This is a genomic window from Pandoraea sputorum, assembly GCF_000814845.2.
GTDB classification, from domain to species: domain Bacteria; phylum Pseudomonadota; class Gammaproteobacteria; order Burkholderiales; family Burkholderiaceae; genus Pandoraea; species Pandoraea sputorum.
Window position 1 is genome coordinate 2,900,699 of the sequence record NZ_CP010431.2, and the last position, 17,191, is coordinate 2,917,889.

Annotated in this window: 14 protein-coding genes; 7 read left to right on the top strand and 7 right to left on the bottom strand. The window is 63.4% G+C overall.

From position 1 onward, the window contains the following. Nucleotides 1–150: 150 nt before the first annotated feature. The 5 genes from NA29_RS12765 to NA29_RS12785 all read left to right on the top strand — a co-directional run bounded on the left by NA29_RS12765 (nucleotide 151) and on the right by NA29_RS12785 (nucleotide 5,956). Complete coding sequence (locus NA29_RS12765; protein WP_052252899.1) at nucleotides 151–1,203, top strand: fatty acid desaturase; 1,053 nt, start codon at nucleotides 151–153, stop codon at nucleotides 1,201–1,203. Nucleotides 1,204–1,487: 284 nt separating this feature from the next. Beyond that, the gene (locus tag NA29_RS12770; protein WP_157127394.1) at nucleotides 1,488–1,817 is read left to right on the top strand and encodes a hypothetical protein; all 330 of its coding nucleotides are present in this window, start codon (nucleotides 1,488–1,490) and stop codon (nucleotides 1,815–1,817) included. After that, on the top strand, nucleotides 1,807–2,061 hold the full coding sequence (locus NA29_RS12775; protein WP_039398599.1) for a hypothetical protein: 255 nt from the start codon (nucleotides 1,807–1,809) through the stop codon (nucleotides 2,059–2,061). Before NA29_RS12770 ends, NA29_RS12775 begins: the two co-directional genes overlap by 11 nt. Nucleotides 2,062–2,071: 10 nt before the next feature. Beyond that, nucleotides 2,072–3,652 carry a PepSY-associated TM helix domain-containing protein gene (locus NA29_RS12780; RefSeq protein ID WP_039398601.1) on the top strand — a complete coding sequence of 527 codons (1,581 nt, stop codon included), beginning with the start codon at nucleotides 2,072–2,074 and terminating at the stop codon, nucleotides 3,650–3,652. Between the two features lie 60 nt (nucleotides 3,653–3,712). Next, nucleotides 3,713–5,956, top strand: coding sequence for a TonB-dependent siderophore receptor (locus NA29_RS12785; protein WP_095178450.1), 2,244 nt, complete (start codon nucleotides 3,713–3,715; stop codon nucleotides 5,954–5,956). Between the two features lie 128 nt (nucleotides 5,957–6,084). Here NA29_RS12785 and NA29_RS12790 read toward each other — a convergent pair whose 3' ends face one another. The 7 genes from NA29_RS12790 to NA29_RS12820 form a co-directional block, all read right to left on the bottom strand. Continuing rightward, entirely contained in the window at nucleotides 6,085–6,855 is a 771-nt protein-coding gene (locus tag NA29_RS12790; RefSeq protein WP_039398602.1) for a ferredoxin--NADP reductase, read from the bottom strand. A gap of 276 nt (nucleotides 6,856–7,131) precedes the next feature. Beyond that, nucleotides 7,132–8,154 (bottom strand): UDP-glucose 4-epimerase GalE, encoded by a 1,023-nt coding sequence (gene galE / locus NA29_RS12795; RefSeq protein ID WP_039398605.1) that lies wholly within the window; start codon nucleotides 8,152–8,154, stop codon nucleotides 7,132–7,134. Nucleotides 8,155–8,293: 139 nt separating this feature from the next. Then, nucleotides 8,294–9,670 carry an exopolysaccharide Pel transporter PelG gene (gene pelG / locus NA29_RS12800; protein WP_039398607.1) on the bottom strand — a complete coding sequence of 459 codons (1,377 nt, stop codon included), beginning with the start codon at nucleotides 9,668–9,670 and terminating at the stop codon, nucleotides 8,294–8,296. Next, nucleotides 9,670–11,400, bottom strand: a complete 1,731-nt coding sequence (pelF, locus tag NA29_RS12805; protein ID WP_174555906.1) for a GT4 family glycosyltransferase PelF — start codon at nucleotides 11,398–11,400, stop codon at nucleotides 9,670–9,672. Before pelF ends, pelG begins: the two co-directional genes overlap by 1 nt. Nucleotides 11,401–11,405: 5 nt before the next feature. After that, nucleotides 11,406–12,482, bottom strand: a complete 1,077-nt coding sequence (locus NA29_RS12810; RefSeq protein WP_052252901.1) for a tetratricopeptide repeat protein — start codon at nucleotides 12,480–12,482, stop codon at nucleotides 11,406–11,408. Between the two features lie 67 nt (nucleotides 12,483–12,549). Next, entirely contained in the window at nucleotides 12,550–13,848 is a 1,299-nt protein-coding gene (locus NA29_RS12815) for a PelD GGDEF domain-containing protein (protein WP_231965068.1), read from the bottom strand. Nucleotides 13,849–14,281: 433 nt separating this feature from the next. Further along, entirely contained in the window at nucleotides 14,282–15,106 is an 825-nt protein-coding gene (locus NA29_RS12820) for a phosphodiesterase (RefSeq protein WP_039398611.1), read from the bottom strand. A gap of 473 nt (nucleotides 15,107–15,579) precedes the next feature. Between NA29_RS12820 and NA29_RS12825 the strand changes: the two genes are divergently transcribed. Continuing rightward, nucleotides 15,580–15,858 carry an HU family DNA-binding protein gene (locus NA29_RS12825; protein WP_039398613.1) on the top strand — a complete coding sequence of 93 codons (279 nt, stop codon included), beginning with the start codon at nucleotides 15,580–15,582 and terminating at the stop codon, nucleotides 15,856–15,858. A gap of 398 nt (nucleotides 15,859–16,256) precedes the next feature. Further along, the gene (locus NA29_RS12830) at nucleotides 16,257–17,171 is read left to right on the top strand and encodes a CHAD domain-containing protein (RefSeq protein WP_039398615.1); all 915 of its coding nucleotides are present in this window, start codon (nucleotides 16,257–16,259) and stop codon (nucleotides 17,169–17,171) included. Nucleotides 17,172–17,191: the final 20 nt, after the last annotated feature.

Sequence of the window (17,191 nt, forward strand, 5' to 3'; positions counted from 1 at the left end):
ATCCCGGCGCCCGACATACACTCTCGTCGCTACGGGGCGGAACACCGCCCCGGGCGCTTACGTTGCCCGACGCGACCCGCGTGATCCATGCGAGCGACTCGACATCGGCAACGTCAGGCCACGTCATGTCCGCCATGCCCCGGAGACTTCATGGAGAACGTCGTTGCGCGCCCGGTCGAGATCGACGCCGCCACGCCCTGCGTCAGCGCCACCGTCGAGAGCGTTGCGACGCCTTCGCCAGCACTATGGCGTCACGCCAGACCGTCGCACTGGAACCCCGCGCTGATCGGCCTCACGGCGCTCGCCGGACTTTGGCAATGGCTGGGGCTGGGATGGGCGCTGCGTCACTGGGGTGAGACAGCGTTGCTGACGATGCTGCCCGTGCTGCTGCTCACGCCGATGCATTGGGGGCTGATCCACGAGTCCATCCACGGCCAGTTGCGCCTCAAGCCCCGCGCCAACGAACGCACCGGCCGCTCCCTCTCCTTACTGCTCGGACTGCCCTTCGAGATCATGCGATTCGGGCATCTGATGCATCACCGGTTCACGCGTCAGCCTTACGACCGTCCCGACATCTCAACCTTGCCTGCCGATGCACCGTTCGCCGCGCGCGCCAAACGGTGGCTCGGCTATCAGTCGCGCCTGCTGGGCGGCATGTGGTTCACGGAACTGTTCGCGCCGGTGATCGCCTGGTTGCCGGTCAAGCGCCTGCCCTCGCTGGCCGTGAGCGCACTGGGCGCCGATCCGCAGGACGACGATGTGCGTCGTCGCGTGGTAATGTTCGCCTCCGATCCGGTGCGACGCCGCCGGATTCAGCGCGATTTCCTCCTGATGCTTCTCGCACTCGCTGCCGCAGTGTGGGCGTATGGCCCTTGGTGGCCCGTGTTTGCGATGACGTTCGTCGCGCGCGGCATCTGGCTGTCCATCGCCGACAACCTGCCGCACTACGGCGTGGCGATGGACGAACCCGCACGCGCGCGCAACTTCCGGTCGCCTGCGTGGGGGCGGCTGCTCGTGCTCAATCACCATCTGCACCGCGTTCACCATCAGTACCCCACCGCGCCCTGGCACCTGCTGCCCGAAATCAACGCTGCGCAACCGTCATCCGGCCCGGTCATTCCCTACTGGCAGGCCATCGTCCGCCAGTTCCGCGGACCATTGCCCGCCAGCAGCCTGACAGCCAACGCCCCGGTCGCGCACTAGCGCGTACGCACCTCAACGACAACGACGCCCCGCGCGTCGTTGTCTGCGCGCCACGCAAGACACTCCGCGCACTGTGGATTTCGGACCAATTCTTTCAGGATTTGTCCGAATCGTGATATAAATGCGAATCGTTTTCGTTAACGTTTACATCATCATTCCACTGAATGCCTGATCGTAACGAGCGACCGACACCGTCTGTGGATTTGCGCTGCCAGCCACGTCGCCTCAGGGCGGCGTTTTCGTTTCCGTCGGCGCAGCGCCACAGCAGGCGCAAGGCGCTCGGCTTGACGTCCGTATCCCTGCTTTTTGCGCTCACTTATCAGTCACTCGCGAGCATGTTGATTGCATTGGCCATTGCACTGGCATGGTTAGCAGGCGCTGCCTGCTACCTCACTTCGGAACACCAGCGATTGCGCGCGCAACGTCTGGCGGCACAGCCCGCGCGCGCGATAGCGCTGGTCGCGGCGATTGCGAGCCTCGTTTGCTGGTGGCTCGCCGCCGGCCCGTCGGCAGGTATCGCGTCCACGTTCATGTCGCTGTGCTTTGGCCTGCTGTTCTGGCCGTATGCGGCGGGCGGCTGGCACTGGCTGCGCGGAGACGCTCATGTGGAGTAGAACCTTCGCGGGCCTTGTGCTCGGCTTCTTCGCGGCCATCGCCTTGTGCGGTGCCGTCGCCTTTATGACACCGGCTGGCTGGCAAACTGCCGCGATCCCCGTCATCGCCCTCTTCCCGCTCGTGTGGCTGGGTCTGTTCGCCGTCGTCTATGCGAGCCGCACGGCGGCGCGTGCATGGATCGGCATTGGCGCGACCACTGTCGTCGCGTGGGCCGCGCTGCTGCTGGCGCGCACCGTCTGGTAAGGATCACTCGATGCGCGCCCAAACGCTTCGTCAATACCTCAGTGTCCATACGTGGGCTGGCATCGTGGCCGGTTTCGCGTTGTTCGTCGCCATGCTCGGTGGCGCGTTGACCGTCTTTCATCACGAAATCGAACGCTGGGAGCAACCGGCGACGCGTCACGCGCCACTCTCGCTCGCGCAGACGGAGCAGCTCGCCGAGATGGTTCGTGCGCAGTACCCTGCCGCTCGCGAGCAAATGGGTGTGGTACTGCCCAGCCACTCGCCTATGCCCTTCGCCTACTGGCAACAGCCCGATGGCGAATGGATGCAGGCGCGATTGCGTCTGAATGCTGACGGCACTGCATCGTCGCTCATCACGGGCGATGCGCGCCCCGGTCTGTCGAACACCGTCAATTCGCTGCATTACTCGCTCTCGATTCCAACCTACGGCCTGTATCTGATGGGCGTGGTGTCGCTGTTCTACGGCATGGCGCTGATTTCCGGCGTGATCGTGCACCTGCCGCGCGTGACGCGCGACATCTTCGCGTTGCGACCGGGACGCAATCTGAAACGCTTCTGGCAAGACGCGCACAACGCCATCGGCGTACTGAGCTTGCCGTTTCATATCGTGTTTGCGCTGACGGGTGCGCTACTGTGCCTGAGCCTGCCGCTGATGATGGCGTTCAACGTGCTGACGTTCGAGAACAAGCTCGCCCCGCAGTTCTTGCAGATGACGGGCGCTGTGCCCGCCAAGATCGCACCGGTCGACGGCAAGCCGCTCGATCTTCAGGCGGTGCTGGCGCGCGCCGAACACGCAGCCCCCGATCTGGAGACAACGGCCGTTGCCTGGTCGCGCTACGGAAAATCTGACGCAGTGGCCGAAGTCTATGGCGAGGCGAACGACTCGCTGGGCGTCTTCGGTGCGGTGGCGGTCCGTCTGAACGACGGCGAGATCGTTGGCCAGCACAGCCCCGGCGTGCGCGACACGAATCATGCAGTGCTTAGCATGATCTACGGCGCGCACTTCGGGAATTTCGCGGGCGACGTCATGCGCTGGGTGTATTTCATCCTCGGCCTGATGGGTGCCGTGCTGGTGTATAGCGGCAATCTGCTCTGGCTCGAATCGCGCCGCAAGCGTAATGCCGCCATTCAGCCTGCCAACCTGCGATGGATGGCGAAGGCAACGGCGGGGGTATTCCTTGGCACGTGCCTCGGCATCGCTGTGGCGTTCGTCGCTGCCGTGGTCGCGCCGAGTGCGACGTCGCTGTCGATCTTTGTCGTCACCATCGTGCTATCGATGCTCTTCGCCGCGCTGAGTGCGCCTGCGGTAGCCGCGACCGGCTTGCTCGTAGCGACCGCGTTTGCCTGCCTCGCGATTCCCGCCGTCGATGCCATGTTCACGCCCGACAATCTCGTGCGGACGCTGGCCAATGGCGACTGGGTGCTCGCTGGCGTCGATCTGGTCGCCCTCGCCGGTGCCGCGATCTTCGCGCTGTTCGCACGCGCGACGTGGCGCCGTGCACGACTCGGCGATCCGAATAGCGTCTGGGCACGCCCGGCTGCGACGGACCCAACCACGCCACAAGTCATGCCGCAAACACCCCACAAATAAAAGATCGATTCACGACGCACGCGCTGGCACACGGCGCGTCATCTACAGGGAGATGTACCGATGTTGCAACACCGCCCGCTCGCAGGGCGCGGATTCGCTCGTCCACGCGCCGCGCACGACCTGACGCCTCAACACGTTCCTGCCCCCTCGCCTATCGCACGCGCCGTCGCGGGCGCGTTCGCGATCTGCGCCGCATCGCTGACCTTCGCGTCCGGCACGGCTTACGCACAACAAACGCCGCAGGCTTCGCAAGCGACGGATGCGCAACCCGCCGCGAAAGACACTGCGGCGCTGCCCACGACGACCGTATCGAGCAATCGCGATGAAGACGTTAAAGTCGAACGCGTGACGAGCGGCGCACTCGGCACGCGGCGTGCCGTGAACACGCCGTTCTCCGTCGTCGGCGTGAATAGCGAGCAAATTAAGAATCAGATGGCGCAGACGGCGACGGATGCCTTCAAGTGGGACCCGGCCGTCACTACGCTTTCGGAAAACAAGCGCAACGAAAACTCGTACTTTGCGGTGCGCGGTATGCGTGTCGACATGCTCGACGGCACCAAGATCGACGGTCAGAACTTCGTCTCGTGGCAGGCCGACATTCCGCTCGAACCGTTCGAACAGGTCGAGCTGCTCAAGGGTCTGTCCGGCTTCATGTACGGCTTCGGCGCGCCAGGCGGCATCGTCAACTACGTGTTGAAACGCCCGACGGACGAGCCGCTGCGTCAGTTCTCGGTCGGCTACGAAGCCAACAACGTGTGGAGCCAGAAACTCGATCTGGGCGGACGCTTCGGCCCCGATAACCGCTTCGGCTATCGCCTGAACCTTGTCAACGAGGAAGGCAACACCGCCGAGCCGAACAACCACGTGCGCCGCAAGACGATCTCGTTTGCGACCGACTTCCGTATCACCCCCGATCTGACGTGGTCGGCCGACATCGCTTACTGGAAGCGTCAGACGACGGGCACGTTGTTCGGCATGAGCTTCGGCGGCGCGACGTCGGTCCCCGACGCCAACAAGGTCGCACGCAATCTGGCGCAGCCGTTCACCTACTACGAAACCGATGCGCTGACGGCAGGCACCGCCCTCGACTACCGCATCAACGATCAGTGGAAGGCGAGCTTCAAGTACCGCTTCGCTCGTCAGAATCGTCTGAACGGCGACAGCTTCCTCTACGTGATGAACTCCGCCGGCGACTACAGCGACACGCAGTACAAGTGGAAGACGGCGTACTACTACCAGGCATGGGACGCGATGGTCGAAGGCAAGTTTGCGACCGGTCCGTTCAAGCACAACGTGGTGTTCGGCGTCGCCTACCAAAGCCAGGTAAAGCTCAACGACAATGGACTGGGCGGGAATGGCATTTCGCTGGGCACGGGCAACATCTACAACCCGTCTTTGCTGCCGAATCAGGACATCGGCATGGACTACCAGCCGTATCGCAGCGAGAAGATCTCGCAGCGTGCCATCTACGCGAGCGACACGGTAGACATCACGTCGCGCATCTCCGCGCTGGTCGGCTTGCGTTACACGCAGTTCAACGACGATCTGTATGACATCAATGCACAGACGACGGCCTCGTACAAAGCCAAGCCCGTCACGCCGACGCTGGCGTTGATGTACAAGACGGACAACGATTCGACCGCTTACGCGAGCTACGTCGAGTCGCTGGAACCGGGCGGCTCGGCCGCCATCACCGACAGCAACTATCCGACGACCTACGGGCCGCTCAAGAGCAAGCAATACGAAGTGGGCTGGAAGGCGGACAAGCAGTCGTGGGGCGCGAATCTGGCGCTGTTCCGTGTAGAGCGCGGCTACGCGTACACGAACGCGTCGAACTTCTTCGTGCAGGACGGCACGCAGCGCTTCCAGGGGCTTGACGCCAGCGGCTGGGTCCGGCTTGCACGTGACTGGCGTGTGATGGGCGGCGTGCTGCTGCTCAACACGAAGGCCGTGAACGTCGACGATCCGAACGTGGCGGGCAAGCGCATCTTCGCGGCACCCCGCTATGTCGTGACCGGTCGAGTCGAGTACGACACCCCGTTCGTGCGCGGTCTGACCGTGGCAGCGGGCGTGAAGGTGACGGGACAGCAGGAAGTCGACGCCGCCAACACGTTGTCGATCCCGGCTTACACGACGATCGATGTCTCGGCCAAGTACGCCACGCGCATCGCGGGCAAGTCCGTTGTGTTCCGTGCCGCCATCAACAACCTGACGGACAAGCACTACTGGACGACCACGTACAACGGGTTCGTACTGCCCGGCTCGACCCGCACGTTCCTCGCCAGCGCCACGATGGACTTCTGATTCACAGTGCAGAGGCTCTTCGAATGAAGAAAGGCCGCTCGATGAGCGGCCTTTCTTTTAGCGGTGGGGTGGCTGGCGATGGCTTACGCTACACTCGGCCCATCCCGATTGCCTGCTGCAATCTTCGATTAACCGACGAAGGCGCGCTCGACCAGATAATGACCCGGCGCGTGATTGTGACCTTCCACGAAGCCGCGCTTTTCGAGCAGCTCGCGGGTGTCCTTGAGCATGGCCGGACTGCCGCACAGCATGACGCGGTCGTGTTCCGGCGAAAACTCCGGCAAACCGATGTCCGAGAAGATCTTGCCCGATTCGACCAGCTCCGTAATTCGGCCCTGGTTTTCGAACTCTTCACGCGTGACCGTCGGGTAGTAGATCAGCTTGTCGCGGACATACTCGCCCAGATACTCGTGCTCCGGCAGATGCTGCGTAATCAGATCGCGGTAGGCCAGTTCGCTCGTGAAGCGGCAGCCGTGCACCAGAATGATGTGCTCGTAACGATCGTAGACTTCCGGGTCACGGATGATGCTCATGAACGGCGCGAGACCCGTGCCCGTCGAGAGCAGATACAGGTTCTTGCCCGGCAGGAGGTTGTCGTCGATGAGGGTGCCTGTCGGCTTGCGGCCAACGATCACCTTGTCGCCCGGCTTGATATTTTGCAGACGCGAGGTCAGCGGACCGTCCTGCACCTTGATGCTCAGGAACTCCAGCTCTTCCTCGTAATTGGCGCTCGCCATGCTATAGGCGCGCAGCAGCGGCTTGCCGTCGACTTCCAGGCCGATCATCGTGAACTGGCCATTGACGTAACGGAACGAAGCGTCGCGAGTGGTCTTGAAGCTGAACAACGTGTCGGTCCAGTGGTGGACTTCCAGCACGGTCTGTTGATTCTGAATGCTCATATTGACTTGACGTTTAACGGAGGCGGCGGCACAGCGCTTCGGCACGACTGAACGGGTGATTGCCCCGTACAGCCAGACTTGCCTGAATGACGCTTTCGCAGGCCATCCTTGACGGCCCCGATGCCCGAACTCCAGGCGCATCAGGTGTACGCACTATCGGTTATGGACGGGAAAACCCCACTATTTTACCCCAATTGGGAATAGCTTTCATTTGTCCCCAACGTCATTAAAGACATATCGATATGCCTGAGAGGCATATTGGACGGGGCTGCCCGATCAGCGATAGCCGTTCGGGTTTTGATGCTGCCAGCGCCAGTGGTCGGCGCACATGCGCGCCAGATCGTGCTCGGCACGCCAGCCTAGCAGCGCCTGCGCACGCGCCGGATTGGCGTAGGACATGCCGATATCGCCCGAGCGGCGCCCGACGATCTGGAACGGCACCTCACGGCCGCTGGCGGCCTCGAAGGCGCGCACGACTTCCAGCACGCTGCGCCCTTCCCCCGTGCCCAGATTGACGGTGAACCCGGTATCGAGCTTGCCCAGCCCCGCCAGCGCCGCCAGATGGCCGCGCGCCAGATCCACTACATGGATGTAATCGCGAATACCGGTGCCGTCCGGCGTGGGCCAATCTCCGCCGTAGACCTTGAGGACCGGTTGCTTGCCGACGGCGACTTGCGCCACGAACGGCATCAGGTTATTGGGTGTGCCGCCCGGATCTTCGCCGATCAGTCCGCTTTCGTGCGCGCCAACCGGATTGAAGTACCGCAGCACGCCGATACGCCAGCGCGGATCCGAATGGGCCGTGTCGGTCAGCATCTGTTCGGCCATCAGCTTGGTGTGGCCGTACGGATTGGCCGTGGATAGCGCCGCCGTCTCCTCGACCGGGACGGACACCTGATTGCCGTACACCGCCGCCGACGAGCTGAACACCAGATGTCGCACGTCGTGACGGTCCATCGCCTCGATGAGCGTCAGCAGGCTGCCAAGGTTGTTCTTGTAGTACAGGAATGGCTTCTGAAGCGACTCGCCGATGGACTTGAGCGCCGCGAAGTGAATCACGCCATCGATGCGGTGACGGGTGAATACGTCTTCCATGACGCTCGCCGAGCAGGCGTCGCCCTCGACAAACACGGGCGCACGCCCGGCAATGCGTTCGATGCGCGCCACGGCGTCGCGATGGCTGTTGCACAGGTTATCGAGAATGACGACGTCGTAGCCCGCCGCCAGAAGCTCGACACACGTATGCGAGCCGATGTAACCGGCGCCGCCGGTAACGAGAATGGTGCCCAGATGGTTCATGAAGATGCCTTGGCAACGCCCGTGTGGCGTGGCCGATTCGCACAAATGTGCACGACGATTGCAATCGCGAGACCCGGCATCTTACTCCAGCCGTCCACGCCATGCCACTGGCGGGCGCTGCGCCGGACCCCATAGACGCTCAGACGTTCCGCCCCATGTAAGTATCGTATTCGAGCGCCGCGAGTCGCCGCGTCAGCCGGTGTGCCCCGAGCGCCAGCACGCACAGCAGTGCAAGCGCAAACCCATACCCGTACAGGGCAGGCCCGTAGACCAGACTGATCCCGGTGAACAAGGCGTTCAGACACACCAGCAAAGCCGTCAGCGTCAGCACATCGCGACGCCGGTCGAGGTAGAACAACACGTTGAGAACGCCGAGCAGGAGGACCTGCAATCCGGCCGAGACGACGTCGATGCGCAACAGCGTCTGCCACCCGCTGGGCACACCCACGAGCCGCAGCATATCTTCGCCGAACGCGAAGACGAGCAACGTCACAACGGCCTGCACCTTCAGAATCTCGTACAGACCGGTACGCACTGCACGTACCATCAGCACTCGCGAAGCCGAAATCTGGCGCAGCGTGCCGCCGTGACGCACCGCGTCGAAAAAAGCGGTGTAAGCCTCGGCAAAGTCGGTTTCGATGCGTAGCAGAAACACCGCCATCCCCGGGATCACGCAAAGATAGGACAGGAAGACCGGCAGATCGTAAAGGGGCGCGGCCCGCAACGGGCCGATCACCGTCATGCCGGTTGCGGGCCACGCCCAGAACATCAGCTTGTCGATCCACACGCCCAGCCCGAAACAAACGCCGACGCCAACGAGCGAGAGCCGCAGATTACGCGGCACGAACACCGCCCATGAAAGCCAAGTGGACGTGCGGTAATTGCGCGCGACGATGACAGTGAACCCGAGCAGCAGCGCCGTATGACCGATGACGAAGCCGCCCAGCAGGCCAGTCAGGCCAAACCGTCCCAGCAGCACCGCGCAGACGACCGTCAGACTGTAGCCTGCGCAGAACACGCCGAGAATCGCCCGGTACTGCTTCACGCTCGTCAGAAACAGCACCACGATCCAGAGGTTGCCCAGCAACACGAAACCGATCCACATCAGCCAGCGATAGGTCAGCGGCTGGTCGGCGAAGAGCGTTTGCGACAGGAAAAGGCCGATGCCGCCGAGCACGACTGTCGTCACCAGCGAGACTGCATTGAAAGACGGCATTACCGCCTGCGGTTCTCCCGCGAAGAGCCGGTCGCTCAGATAACGCGTGAACGCGAGCTGGACCAGCCCGGTCGCGATCACGCTCGACGCGATCAGGTAGGTCACCGACACTTGAAAATGCGTGAGGACGACCTGCGGATGCACTTGCGCGAGACTCATCAACCCGACAAGCACCACACCGACCATCGACAGCACCAGCGGCCCCGCACTGATGATCCCGGCGTAGCTATAGGCCGCAAGCGTGCCCGACAGCGTATCGCTGCGCAGCAGACGCCGAAGTTCGAACCCGATCCCGGCCATCAGCGCTCGCCTCCCTGCACGCCCGGCATGTCCGGCATGTCCGGTGTATGGTCTTCGTTCATCCAGCGCCAGTACAGCGTGCGATAGGCATCGCGAACGGTGTCGAGGCGATAGTGCCGTTCCACGCGAGCGATACCGGCAGCGCTTGCGGCCTGCCATGCCGACGGCTCCATCACGTCGACGATGGCGGCGGCCAGCGCTTCGGGGTCGGCCATCGGCACAATGCGCCCCGACCGCCCCAGCGCGCGGTCTTCCGGATCACCGCCCTCGATCAGTTGACGGCATGCGCCGACGTCCGTCGCCACCACCGGCACCCCGGCGGCCGCCGCTTCGAGCATGACAAGGGGTAACGCCTCGGACACCGACGACAGCGCCAGCACGCCGATCTTCGGCAGCACCGACTCGACGGCGCGATAGCCCATAAACCTCACCTGATACTCCATCCCCAGACTCGCCGCGAGGTCGCGGCACTCTTGCGCATACGCCCGGTCTTCGGTGTCCGGGCCGACGATCCAGCCCTGCACGTCGGGCCGCGCACGATAAGCGATGAAGAGCGCGCGCAGGAAGGTCTTGATGTCCTTGACCGGTACCACGCGCCCGATCAGCGCAACGACGGGGGGAATGTCGTCCCCCGCCACGCCACCGACTCCTTTGACACGTTTCTCCCGAAGCGCCGCAAAGCGCGCAATGTCGACGCCGTTGGCGATGCAGCGGGTCTTGTGCGCAGGCGCGCCGTCGCCGATCTGTCTCAGCCGGTTGCCCTCGTATAGCGACACGATCTCGTTCGCCGTGTCGTAGCAGACCCGCCCGATGGCTTCGAAGAACCGCATCCAGAGATTCTGGAAGTACCCCACACGCGAGATGTCGCGCTCGAATGGCCCCCGGTTGTCCCGCAACCACTCGCTTTGCAGCAGGTCGAGCTTGCGCTCCTTCGTATAGCTGCCGTGTTCGGTCACCAGCAATGCGCGCCCGTTCGTCATGCGCAGCATTGCGCCGAGCAACCCCGCGTAGCCCGTCGACACCGTGTGATACATGCGGGCGGGCGGCAATGCGCTGGCGATGCGTGCGAGTTGCCAGATCGGTCGATGCATCGCGCGAACCGTCCAGAAGTAGTCCGTGAACGACGGGTCATGGCAAAACCTTTCGTATCGCTCGGTGATGAATTCCCAGGACCGTTCGCTGTGCAGGAACGCCGAGGGAGACAGCGGCTGGCCGTCGCGCAGCAGCGGCAGAAGGTGCCCGAGCATGCTGCGCAGGCCATCGACTTTCATGTATCCCGCAGCGTCCGGCATCGCTCCGCCACCCGCCGCCCCCGACCGGCTCTCGTAGCGCTGACGAAACAGATCGTGCATCCGGGCGACGCGGGCAAAGGCTTCGGCGTCGCCCGCACGCTTCCGGGATGGAGTGCGCGCATCCTCGACGTCTGTCGGCGTCGCGCACGACGCGTCCGTCTCGTACAGGTAATGCGCTTCGAAATGCGTGACGTTCGCGGGCAACAGGTAGACCGGCGCACCGTAATCTTCACGGCGGCTGCCAATGAACACGACGGAGAACGTCAGGTCGGGAAACGCCCTGATCAGTTGGTCGACCCAGGACGACACGCCGCCACGCACGTAGGGGAAGGTGCCTTCGAGCAAGAGCGCCACATCTGCCATCGCGGGCGTCGTTGCGATGTCAGCCCCAGTGCGGGACGACGGTTCGGGCGACGCTGGGGACGTGGACGAAGCCATGGGATTCAGCGCGTCCAGAAGCGCACGGCGGGTTGAACGACCGGCGAGGCGGTGACATTGGACACGCTCTTCGCCCCGGTCACACCGGCACCCAGCCCACCCAGCAACAGCGAAACGCGGTCGTAGCGGCGCCGCTGGAACGCGGCTTCCGCCAGCCACGGCAACAGGCGTTCGGTCGGAAAGCTGTGGAACTGCGCCTGACGCAAATGCATTTCGGCCACGTCGGGGTTCTCGCGCATCAGCGCACAGCGGCCCAACAGATACCACATGGACGCATCGTCTTCGTGCTGCTCAAGTGCATCGCGCGCGAACTTTTCGACGCGCTCCAGCGTGAAGCGCAGGACCTCACCGCGCACGAGGTTCTGGTAAATCAGTTCCCAGTAGAGTTGCGCGAGACAGACGCAGGCGTGTGCGCGTTCATCGTCGTCCTCGGCCGCCTCGTGCCGGTCGCGCATCACGAAGATCTGCTGCATGATCCGCTTCTCCATTCCGTCGAGAATGCCGTACGCGAGCAGGCGCACCTCCTCCACCGGGTCCGCCAGCAGGTCGCGCGCAATCTCGCTCGAGACCCGCGAGGGCAGCGCCTGCACGGAGATCAGCGCGGCAACGCGATCGTCGCGCTCGCCCTGCACGTTACGCAGCCGGGCGCGCAGACGCATGCCCGCGCCGTGACGCACGCGCGCCACGAGGTGCGAGACGAAACCCGGTGTCTCCACGCGGCCCGCTGGCAGCGACTCGCGCGGTGGCGGGAACAGATACCCCATCAGCAGCACGCCCATCACGACGACCATGCCCGCCACCGGCAGGAAAAATGTCACCAGCGCGATATGCCCGAACACGCCACGACGGTCTCGATAGCTCGCAGGCAGCGCGCACGTCACGAACCCACCGGCAAGCAGTGCAGCGATTGCCTGCCATGCCAGCACGGCGGGCATGGCATCGTGAACAAGGCTTGTGGCGGCCGGTGTGATGAACGGTGTGTCCCACGTTGCCGCTTGCAAAACGAGTCGCAGCACGTGCCACTGCGCCGCGACGGCGAGCACCGCCAAGGCCAGTGTCAGCGCCCAACGGATGACTCGCACACCACGCGCCGCGCCCCGTTGCCGGAGTCGCCAGACGGCGCTTGCGGATCCGCTTGTCGAATGGCGTTCAGGCATGATCGACGCAGCGCTCCATCAGTTTGAGCAGACCGTCGCCCGGGGCGTCGGCATCGACGTGTGCGGTGTGCACGGCAATATGGCCGCTCTGGAAATCGACGTCGTATTGCTGACGCAGCAACGTCTCCACACGCATCAGATAACCGTCGATGCCGTGCTCGTCCGTGATGGGCATAAGCGCGATGGCGATTTGCCGCCGCGGCGTACCGATCGTCCACATGGCGTCGAGTGCCCGGCGTTGGCGCACCGTCTGTTCGAACAACGAGTCGCCTCGCGCACCACGCGGAAACGCCAGCGCGACCAGCGACGACTCGATGCCGCTCGCGCGCTTGAGGCGCGCAAGCCGTCCGAGTTCCAGCGCGAAGTCATACGGGGCTTGTGGCACCAAGGCTCTGACGCTTGCGACGAGCGGCTGATGCGCGACGCCGTCGGCGTAGTACGCGAGCAGCACCAACAACAGTTGCAAGTTGTCGTGATTGAGCGCGAGGAACGGCATGCGCCGCACGATCAGCACACTATTGAGCGCCCCTTCGGCGTCAAGCAATGGCACACAGGCAAGATAGGGACTGCCGTCGCTGGCGGCATCGTCGGCCTTCACGTGAGCCAGCGTGCCTTCGCGCAGACAGTGCCGCACCAATGGGTCGTCGACGTCCGGCTCGAACCCTTCCCCGACCCGCGCAATGGGTGTCGTCGTCAGCCGGTCGCCACGCACCGGAAACAAGGCGGCAACTTCGATCTGGCATGTCAGCGCAGCGAATTCGAGCATCGGTTGTGCGTTGGGCAGGCCGCCGGGTGCGCCATGAACATCGCCCGAACGCCGCACAGTAAGGTCGCGCAGACGCGTCAATGCATCGCGCAACGTGACGGGACGCGCCAGCAGATCACGCTCCAGTCGCTCATGCGACACGCGCAGCAAATAGTGATTGTGGGTAATCGCGACGAGGCGGTCGCTGTAGTAAGCGTTGATGCCTTGCGATCTGAGCGCGCGATGGGACCAGATGTCGCAGAAGTGACCCGCGATGAGCGCCATCGTCATACCCCCCGCAAAGTGCGCCATCGGAAACGGCGCGCCGGAAGGGCCGCACAGAACATGCCACGCTGCCATGAGCATGGCGCCGCTCGCGGCTCCGGCCAGCGAGCCGTAGCGCAGGGCGCCAATGAGCGAAACGAGCCAGAGCCACGGAAATTGCGTGGTGAGCAGCAAAGGATCGTCGGGACGCAGCCGCCAGGCCACGAGCACCGCGATCAGCGTGGTGATCAAAACCTCCAGCAGCGCAAAGGGCCGCGACATGGCCGGTGCAACCCGCCGCCCCCAGCGCCCTAGATTTCCGAGCGGTTGCGATCGGCGTACGCGCGTCGTCGATGACGATGACGACGGTGATGACGTCGATGCGCCGGAAGCCGAAGGAGATGACGAAGCACCGGCGCGATGGGCGCTCGCCGGTTCGGCGTCGGTATGCATGATTCCCCGTTATCAGAAAGCGCCCTGCCCGGCCTTTTCATTCATGCCTGGGTCATGGGCCACGGATCGACAGTTCCTGTGAAAGACCCGTCGCTCCCGTCCCGCGAATCTTGCGCACCGGGACGGCCTTTGACTGCTGATCCGAACTGATCTCGTATGTTTGATGGAGAAGCACTTTACACACGCGCAGTCCTACTTTCGTCCCCTTTTTTTCCCGCTGCCAACCCGCATGAATGCTCAGGATACCGACGCAAGCGCCCCCTTACAGGGGTTCGCCGTCGAACGAAAACGGCCCCTCGTGCGGACCGACGTAAGCGAGATGTGTACGCAAGCCCGCGCCCGGTTGCCACAGGTGCATGGCGAAACCCGGCGGCTCCAGCGTGACCGATCCCGGCGCACCCGTGGCCAGCCCGAGCGTAATCTGATGCGCGGTCGACACACACGTACTCGCCATGATCCCCGGCGCCCCCTCCACACTCGCATGAATGCTCCGATGCAGATGCCCGCAGATCACCCGCTCGATGTGACGATGCTGCGATACCACCTGCGCAAACCCTGCACGCCCCTGCGCAGAAAGGCCGTAGCCGTCCATAAACTCGATGCCCGTATCGAACGGCGGATGGTGCATGGCAATGATCGTCGGGCGTCCCTCGCAGGCGTGGAGCTGCTCGTCGAGCCACGCAAGTCGCGCGTCGCACAAATGGCCGCCCGCGCTCGGCGGGTCTTGCGTATCGAGTGTCAAAACAGTGAGCGGTCCGAGATCGACGCGGTACTGCACGAACGGATCGTTCGAATGCAGATAGGCATGTTCCGGAAAAGCATCGCGCAGCCCTTCGCGATGATCGTGATTGCCGACCACCAGGTAGAGCGGTATTTCGAGGTCCGCCAGGCACTCACGAAGTACTTCGTATTCCGATAGATGCGGCGTGTCGATCAGGTCGCCCGTTGCGATGACCGCGTCAGGCCGTGGCGTCCACCGATTGATGGTGGCGATCGTATTGCGCAAGGCGCGCGCGGTGTCGACGCGTGCGCAGGCGAGCATGCCCGGACGCGTAATGTGGAGGTCGGTGATCTGACAGAGCAGCATGAAGCGGTTCCTCAATGTCGATGGGCGGCGTCACGCTAGCCATCGTAAATGACACCCGAATGACCAACCAAAAGACGCCCGTCGGCGCAAGCCCTAAAACGCTAGGGAAACCCCCAAAGCCCGCCCAGCAAGGGATTGCGCGGAGGCATGACCGGAGATGCCCGCAGATACCGGGGTTTTGCCATCAAGAACAAGAAAGTACGCGGCATTGCACAACAAAATCGCCGCAAACCGTTGTCAGGACTGGCCCACAGCCCACCGAAGGCTCTATAATGCGGCTGCCCGGCCAGTGCCGGCGCCCTCACGATGCGTTACGAAACCAGTCTTCGGATCAGGTTCGCGTGACGTGCCGCGAAGGCGACATTCTGGCGTGCGCCGCGTGCCTTATGGCGCGGATACAACACCGACACTCGTCAAATGGCGAAAGTGTTAGAGTTGTCGCCGGTATTCACCACCTCTCAAGGGAAACACACATGAACAAACAGGAACTAATCGACGCCGTCGCTGGTGTTACGGGTGCAAGCAAGGCTCAAACTGGCGAAACCATCGACGCTCTGCTCGAGACCGTCAAGAAGGCAGTCGCCAAGGGTGACTCGGTTCAGTTGATCGGCTTCGGCTCGTTCGGTTCGGGCAAGCGCGCTGCGCGTACCGGCCGCAACCCGAAGACTGGCGAAGCGATCAAGATCCCGGCAGCCAAGACCGTGAAGTTCACGGCTGGCAAGGCGTTCAAGGACGCTGTGAACAAGAAGTAAAACCAGTTGCGCGCAGGCCGGCCTCCGTGCCGGCCTATCTTTTTTGCTCGCATTCGGCCGTCGATTTCGACAGGATTCCTGCTGGATTCCGCGCTTGAATTCGGATTCGCCATGCGCAGCAATGAGAAAGTGTCACGTCATCCTCTCGCGAGGTCCACGACTGATGTGACGCTGCGTGCCTCGCGGGTGGTCTGCGCCCCGCTCTGCGGCAAAGCAGGCGCCCGCGACAAAGTGCCGCACCCGCTTTGCCGCGTCATGTGCTCAGGCAATATGCTATGTTGCGTAACATGACACGCGCGCCGTTAGCGGCTTCCGCCGCCTCTTCCGACACTATCTCCACTGCCGGCTCTCGTCAGGCAGAGGAAGGCGCATTACCGTCACTCGCTCAAATGCGGCGTATGTCGGCGTCCCGTCTGCTGGTCATGCACGTGGCGTCTGCGTTGACGCAGTGGCCAGCGCTGCCCGATGCAGCCGAAGGTGCGGCCAACGCCGACACCATTCCCCCTGAAGCCGTTCATCAGTTGCGCATTACGATACGCCGTCTTCGTGCGCTGATCGACGTCTATTCACCGTGGCTCAAACCGCGCTGGCACCGTCAACTCGTCGCCGAGCTGCAGTGGCTAGGGCATTCGATGGGCCCCGTGCGCGACGCAGATGTTTTGACCACCGAGACACTCCCGGCCTTACGCCTCGAATATCCGGATGTCGACTGGATTGCGGTCGATGCGCATCTGTCGAAGGTTCGCAGTGACGCTCGGGCGCAAGCCGCCGCAGCGTTGACCAGTGAACGCCAGCGCGCGTTGCATGGGCTGCTGCGCGATGCCTTTGGCGTTCACGACAACGGTCGCGCCGATGCACGCGCAGCCAAAGCCCTGCGACGTCCGTCGCGTACCCCCGGCAAGCGGCCACGCGCACTGGCGAAACACGCGCATAACGTGCTTCGCGAACGATACATTGGGTTATTTCCTGATTGTCGCCAGTTGGCGATGCTCGATACCGAGCAGTTGCACGCGTTGCGCGTACAGATCAAGAAGGCGCGTTACAGCGCCGAGGCGCTCACGCCATGGCTGCGCAAATCGGTTCGCTCGCCGTATCACGAAACGTTGCGCACCGCGCAAACGTTGCTCGGGCATATCAACGATGCTGCCGTCGCGCAGCGGGCGCTGGAAGACATGCCTATCTCGACGGAACATCGCGAGACACTGACGACACGCCTCGACGCGATCATCGTCAACGCCACCAGCCGCGCCGCACACGCGCTATGTCAATTGCCCGATGCCCATCGCCTTGAGCGCGGCATGCGCAAGGCGTAGACATCAGGCAACTCAGCGTC